The organism is Polaromonas sp. P3_C2, from assembly GCF_056402675.1.
Genome location: NZ_JBFUGX010000227.1, coordinates 1 through 6,145 on the forward strand (window position 1 = coordinate 1; position 6,145 = coordinate 6,145).

6 protein-coding genes are annotated in these 6,145 nt (G+C 61.8%); all 6 read right to left on the bottom strand.

Annotation, left to right across the window (positions count from 1 at the left end; translation table 11 throughout):
- On the bottom strand, positions 1–836 hold an 836-nt coding region (locus AC1DWI_RS11255; RefSeq protein WP_477724847.1), incomplete at its 3' end, for an FAD-dependent oxidoreductase.
- A complete protein-coding gene (locus AC1DWI_RS11260) occupies positions 833–2,011 on the bottom strand; it encodes a glycosyltransferase family 4 protein (protein WP_477724848.1) in 1,179 nt (392 codons plus the stop codon). The genes AC1DWI_RS11255 and AC1DWI_RS11260, both read right to left, overlap by 4 nt.
- Positions 2,012–2,013: 2 nt before the next feature.
- Positions 2,014–3,117 carry an acyltransferase family protein gene (locus AC1DWI_RS11265; protein ID WP_477667864.1) on the bottom strand — a complete coding sequence of 368 codons (1,104 nt, stop codon included), beginning with the start codon at positions 3,115–3,117 and terminating at the stop codon, positions 2,014–2,016.
- Positions 3,114–4,193: a glycosyltransferase family 2 protein gene (locus tag AC1DWI_RS11270; RefSeq protein ID WP_477667863.1), complete on the bottom strand. Its 1,080-nt coding sequence runs from the start codon at positions 4,191–4,193 to the stop codon at positions 3,114–3,116. The genes AC1DWI_RS11265 and AC1DWI_RS11270 overlap by 4 nt, the downstream gene beginning before the upstream one ends.
- A 4-nt stretch (positions 4,194–4,197) precedes the next feature.
- Positions 4,198–5,166: a glycosyltransferase family 2 protein gene (locus tag AC1DWI_RS11275; RefSeq protein WP_477667862.1), complete on the bottom strand. Its 969-nt coding sequence runs from the start codon at positions 5,164–5,166 to the stop codon at positions 4,198–4,200.
- Positions 5,163–6,145, bottom strand: a 983-nt coding sequence (locus tag AC1DWI_RS11280; protein ID WP_477724849.1) for an O-antigen ligase family protein, incomplete at its 5' end; no start/stop codon positions are given. The genes AC1DWI_RS11280 and AC1DWI_RS11275, both read right to left, overlap by 4 nt.

A 6,145-nucleotide genomic window follows, 5' to 3' on the forward strand; every position in this document is an offset into this window, starting at 1 on the left:
TTGCTGACGGGCCCATGAACGGTCAGGGTGCCGACATTCCCGGCGATGTGGCACATGTAGTAGCGCCCCACCACATCATGCTGGTTGCCGACGCCTTGCGGAACGACATCCCGCGACGCCAGTAACAAACGCGCCGTTTCGAGCCCGCCCATGGCCAGTACCGTGGTATTCGGAGTCACCCAAAAGTGTGTTCCTGCCAAGGTGCGTACCTCGAGTTCCCGGACGGCCCTTCCGTCGGCGTGCAGCCGTACTGCAGTGCAGTTGGCTCCCAGCAGTACCTGGATATTGGGCGCCAGCTCAAGCCGCCGTGCATAGCGATTGCCGAAATGCGTGGGACAGGAAAACCGCTCCAGCCCATTGGTCAGCACGCGCGAACTGTCGAACCCTGCAATCATCGGACCGATTTCCGGCTCCAGGGCTTCACCCGCGTCATAAATGAACCGCCCGGCTTCCGCGAGGGCATTGGCACGCGGGTAGTAGGGTCGCAGGTCTTCGTAAGACAGCGGCCACCCGCTGTGCGGAATGTAGCTGCGGGTCTCGAAGTCAATGGGATCGAAGGGCATGCAGCGTCCGCCCCAGATCGCGGTGGATCCCCCCAGGCGCCGCTGGCGATATTTGCCGGGTGGGCTGTGCAGCCGCTCATCCGCGACTTCTCCCTCGCAGAGCGACTGGGTGGGAGCGTGCGCCTGCAGCTGCCCCGACTCCAGCAGAAGCACGGAATGCCCTTGCTCCGACAAGGTGAGCGCCAATGCAATGCCCGCAGGGCCGCCACCCACTACGCAGACGTCCGCCTGAAGGCGGCTGCCGGCCTGAATGTCATTGGCCTGCGTGATCATAGGTGGGTGTCCGGGACAGATTTGGCGGTGGTGCGCAGCGGTTGGGCTGCTACGCCGAAATTGCGCTGGTGGATGCGCGCAACGCTGGCAAAGAAACGGGCAAGGGAAAAGTTCTGTTCGTAAAGTGCCCGGCCGTTGCGCTCCAGTGAAGTCCTCAGCGCAGGCTCGTTCAGCACCTGCTGCAGGCCCCTGGCAATACCGGCTGCGTCGCCAGCCTGCACAAAGCACGCATTGRCCCCATCGGTCAACACGGAAGGTATTTCGCCTACCGGGCTGCAGACCACCGCAACGCCGTTGGCCATGGCCTCCAGGATGACCAGTGGCAGGCCCTCGTCGTAAGAAGGCAATACCAGGACATCGGCGCGAGCCATCAGGCGTGCGACCTGCTGCTGGTCGGACCAGCCGGCAAAATCAAGCAGTGCTTCGATGCCCAGTTGCTTTGCCTTTATCCGGTAGGCTTCGATATCGCCGCCGCCGGCCAGAATCACTTCGGTTCGTGAGGCATCAAATCCCGGGAGCGCCAGCGCCTGCAAAAGATCCGATACCCCCTTGCGCTCCGACAGGTTTCCCAAAAAGAGCACGCGCTGCACGATTTGTTCCGAGGCTATGCGCCGTGCATGGGTAGGTTCGGGAACACCGTTGATAACGATCTCCACGCGATTGGCCGGCACGCCGAGTTCTTCGACCACAAAACGCCGTGCGGATGATCCCAGCACCACACAACTGGCCGGCAGCGAAAATACCCAGCGCGTCAGCATCTGCAGCGGACGGGGCAACGACCGGTAGAAATGATGCAGCTGCGCAGCGTGCAAATGAAGCACCACCGGAATACCGAGGGCGCGGCAGACAATGATGATCACGCTCTTGCGAAAGAGGCTCAACCGCTCGGCCATGTTCACATGGACACCCGCCAGCCGGCCGTTGAGTTTTCCGCGCACTATTCTGGCCATGGCAGTTGCCAGCACCCAAAGTGAATACAGCGCGTTGGCGCCGCCGCGGGTGTCAAGCGGACGGAGTTCCGCCGCATCGGCAGGGGCTGAAAACGCCTGGGCCTGAATCAGGTAGTCCGCGACCTTGAACATGCCGCCGCCTTTGGGCGTCCAGGGACACGCAAGGTAGATATAGCGCCCCTCGCGTTCTCGTGCGGCCGAATGCGGCAGCGATTCACTTCTCATAATTACTTTCCTGTACCTTGATAAGAAAGACCGGGCTTTCTAAAGAGTGCGCGCTTGAAGAAGGTGGTCATGGGACGCTCCAGCCACACGTACGAGATGCAGCCTGCAACCACCACGGCCGTRCCCACGGCAAGCACGATGGCCAGGCTGTCCTGCACGCCCAGTTTTTTCAGCGCCAGCACACCGGCCGGTACCACGAAGGTGTGCGAGAGATAGATGGAGTAGGAAGCGTCACCCAGGAAAGACAGACGGGAAGCCAGTGGTGCGCGCAAGGTCCATGGCTCGAGCCAGATTGACCCGAGGACAACCAGCGCAGCACCGCAGCCCCAGGTGGCGAAACGGTCGGCCGAGTGCCCCCAGTCAGGGATAAACATGAACATCGCGCCAGCGGTCATGACGATCAGGCCGGCTCCTGGCGATGCATGCCGAAAATGCAAAAAGGCATAGGCAATGCAGACTCCAAGAATGAACTCGAAAACAATGGTCTGGGCGTAGAAACCCAGCACCACCGAGTCCGGTACATACCGACCAGCCGTGAAAATCAGTAGAAAAACCAGCAAGCAAAACCGGATGCGTGGTGCGCCCAGGGCAATGGCTGCCGCAAAAACCGCATAAAAAAGCATTTCGAAATTCAACGTCCAGCCGACGGGCAGCGCGGGCAATACGAGGCCCCACGGGCTCACGGCAGGGATGAACAAAAGGGAGGCGGTCAGATGCCCCGGTTCCACGGATGCGCGGGATGCGAGGGTCGGCAAAGCCAGCAAGAGGACGACCTTCAACAAGGTATAGAACCAGTAGAGCGGTGCGATCCTCAGCAAGCGCCTCCGCATGAACACCCAGGCGGCATTGACCCGCGACGCAGCGTCGGAAGGCAGTGCCGATGTTGACATGGCCATGACAAACCCGCTGATGACAAAAAAGATGTCTACGCCTGCGGAGCCGTCTGCCCAATAATGGGTTGGGCCGGTTCCGCCGATGTGGATGGAAATGGCCTGGGTAATGTGCATGACCACGACAAGCATGGCCGCGGCAAACCTCAGAATTTGTACGCCCGTGAATTGCTGCGTCGCCTGCTGCTTCTGCGGGCTTCCATCGGGGCCGATCAATGGGCGCTCCCCTGAATTGCCTGGCGAGGCGCCATTGAGAAGTCCTTGAGTATCCGGCTCGCGATGGCCTCGCCAGCCGGGCGTTGCCGGCGAAGCAGGCCGCGTATGAGGCCCGCGGCATTGAAGCACCATGAGATCACCGAATAGAGGGCCTTGGTGACAGACCGTTTTCGCCAGGTCATCAGCAACACCGGCGCCGTGACGATGATGCAAAAGAATGCCATGCGCAGGGGAGCCGATACCGGCCAGAATACCAGGCTGGCCATGACCGCCCACCAGCCCAGGACGGCCATGTACAGGCGCAGTTCCCGCAGGCCCTGCAGCGCCAGATGCAGTCGGGGCTGGCCGGCGGCAGCGCGGACCAGTTCGCCCAGCCCGCAGATATAGCGGGTGCTCCAGCGCCGCATCAACAAGCGATAGGGTGGTGCATCGTGGCCAAAGTGGTTGGCGGCATCCACCGGCAGGCGCCACAGATGCCAGCCGAGAGCGCGCAGCCTGATGGCCAGGTCAAATTCTTCATAGCTGTGCAGGTTACGGTCGGAAAGATAGCCTGCGGCCTCAATGGCTGTGCGACGGTAAAGCCCTCCGCCGTCGAGCCGGTCGACCTTGCCAGGCAGCAGGTGCGGCGAGGCGCGTTCTCCACGCGCAAGGTATTCCAGGCTCGCGGTGTTTTGCTCCACCACCCGTCCGCCGACGCCTGCGACGTCTTCATGGGCATCCAGAAAATCGAGTGCTTTCTCAAGAAAGCCTTCCTGCATCTGCATGTCGCCATCGAGGATATAAATGAAGTCGCCATGCGAATGCTGGTAGCCCAGTTGCGGGCCCACGCCGCAGCAGCGCTCATTGGGATTGGCCAGCTGGACGATACGGATGGGGTAAGTACATGCTAGTTCCACTGTGCTGTCGGTCGAGCAGGAGTCGGCAAGAATGACCTCTCCTCCCACGGTGGAAACAGCGCGCAGCGCACTCTCGATGGTCGCCCGGATGCGTTTTTCCTCATTCAGTGCCTTGATGACCACGGAGACCCGGCAGGAATGCCAGAGGGGGGTAATTTTGCGGGGTGATTTGGGGTTCATTTTTTTATCCTGCTTCGGCCGGGCTGCCGGTGTGAACGGTCCGGCGCGTGCGCCAAAGCTGCCAGTTTTTCACCACCTGGCCCGGCATGAAAAGCATGGCCGCCGTCAGCCACCAGCGTCTCCCGGTAGCCGCGCGGTGTGCGCGCACCAGCCAGTCGAAGCCCTCACGGCGGCTTCCGGATGCCAATGCCTGCCGTGCCAGCGTCAACTCGTGTTGCGCCACAAGCCACAGTGCAGACCGGCGTTGTGCTGTGGTCATGGCCCCTGATAGTGCACGTGCCCGCATGCGTTCCAGAAACGGTGGCATGGCCAGGTCGGGGTGGTATGTCGTCAGGCCGCCTTCCACAGCCAGCCGATACGCCATCAAGGGCGACCGGACCAGCGCAACGGGGGTTTTCTCAGCCAGACGGAACCATAGATCCAGGTCTTCGCCGTGCGACTCTCCCGAAGGAAAGCATGGCTGCATTTGCCGCAAGCGCGCGCTTCGCACGGACACCGCGCTGGTGCACAGCGACGGCGCGCTCATCCAGCGCCGCGGCAGATCGGTGATGAGTTCCACTTCCGGTTGATCTGCCAGCACTGGCCAGTTCGGCGGCCACATGGTGTGCGTATCGGGAACCGGCAAGAAGTCGGTGGCCACCGTGTCGACCTGCGGGTAACGCGCCTGCGTCCACAGGAGGGTTTCCAGGTACTGGGGATGGTGCCAGTCATCGGCGTCGAGAAAGGAAACCCATTCGCCTTTTGCCAGCGAAATTCCCAGGTTCCGGGCGGCGGAAACACCGGCATTGGCCTGGCGCACCAGGCGCAATCGCGGGTCAGGTATGAACGTTACCAGTTCCGCACCGCCGTCGGTGGAACCGTCGTCCACCACAATGACCTCGAAGTCCGAGAAGGTTTGTGCCAGCACCGACGCGATGGTGTCGTTGATGTACGGTGCCTTGTTGTAAAGCGGAATGACAATCGAAAATTTCATGGTCGGGCTCGAGAGGTAGCCGGGGACGGATGGAAGTTCCCGGCGAAGCGGGGCGTGGCACCTTCCGGCAAGCTTGCCGGCTGCCTTCTGCGGGCATGGGCTTCGCGCGCTGCAGCCGCCAGCGTCATCAGCAAAAGCACGTGAGTGGTGAGCTCGGGGCCGTAACCGAAGAGCAGCAGCGGCACTTCACTGATGGCGCGCAGTGCCAGCGCCACGAACAACGCCAGTGAAAGGCCGCCGCTGGCACGTGCATAGCGGATAGACAGGACCAGCAGCACCAATGCGTACAACACCAGTGCAGCGGCACCCACCGTGCCGGAGCGCGACAGCGTGTCCATAAACTGGTTGTGCGCGTGGGTCGCATTGGGCATGCCGATACTTTCACGGAAACTGACATCCCACAGGGTGGGTCCGTAGCCGAACACAGGGTTGCGCTGCCATTCGTCATAGGCAATTGCCCAGATCTGATCACGGCCGGTCATGGACGCGAGTTGCGCGCCCTGGGCGCTGTCAAAGAAGCTGGACAGACGCGCATCGATATCGCCAAACATCAGCACCAACGTGACGCCGGCCACCGCAACCATGAACCCCACCAACGAGACGATGCCGAATTCGGGCCGCACCGGATCACTGGCGCGGCGCAGAAACGCGGGCCCCTGCCGTACAGCAAGAATGCAGGCGGAGCACAGGGTAAAAGAAATCCAGGCTGTTTTGGATTGAGCGAGAAAAAGTACAAGAAGCCCCATTCCCCACGCCAGGCGATTAAGCCAGACGCTCTGCAGAGGGCGCGCGAGGAGACACAACAAGCCCAGCTGAGCCAGCATGCCGAGTGACACCGCATGCGCGGCCAGCCCTGCCAGCCGCGGTACACCCGGCAGCAAGCCCTGCGTATAGGAGAGGTCCAGCACCAGCGTTGGCTTGAAAGGGATCAGCAGCAAGCCCGCTGCCATAAAGAGCAGCAGGGCGTTGCGAGCCGCCT

Bases quoted from the DNA above. Each gene is read 5' to 3' on its own strand.
- AC1DWI_RS11270 (WP_477667863.1), bottom strand. From the start codon at position 4,193: ATGAACCCCAAATCACCCCGCAAAATTACCCCCCTCTGGCATTCCTGC.
- AC1DWI_RS11275 (WP_477667862.1), bottom strand. From the start codon at position 5,166: ATGAAATTTTCGATTGTCATTCCGCTTTACAACAAGGCACCGTACATC.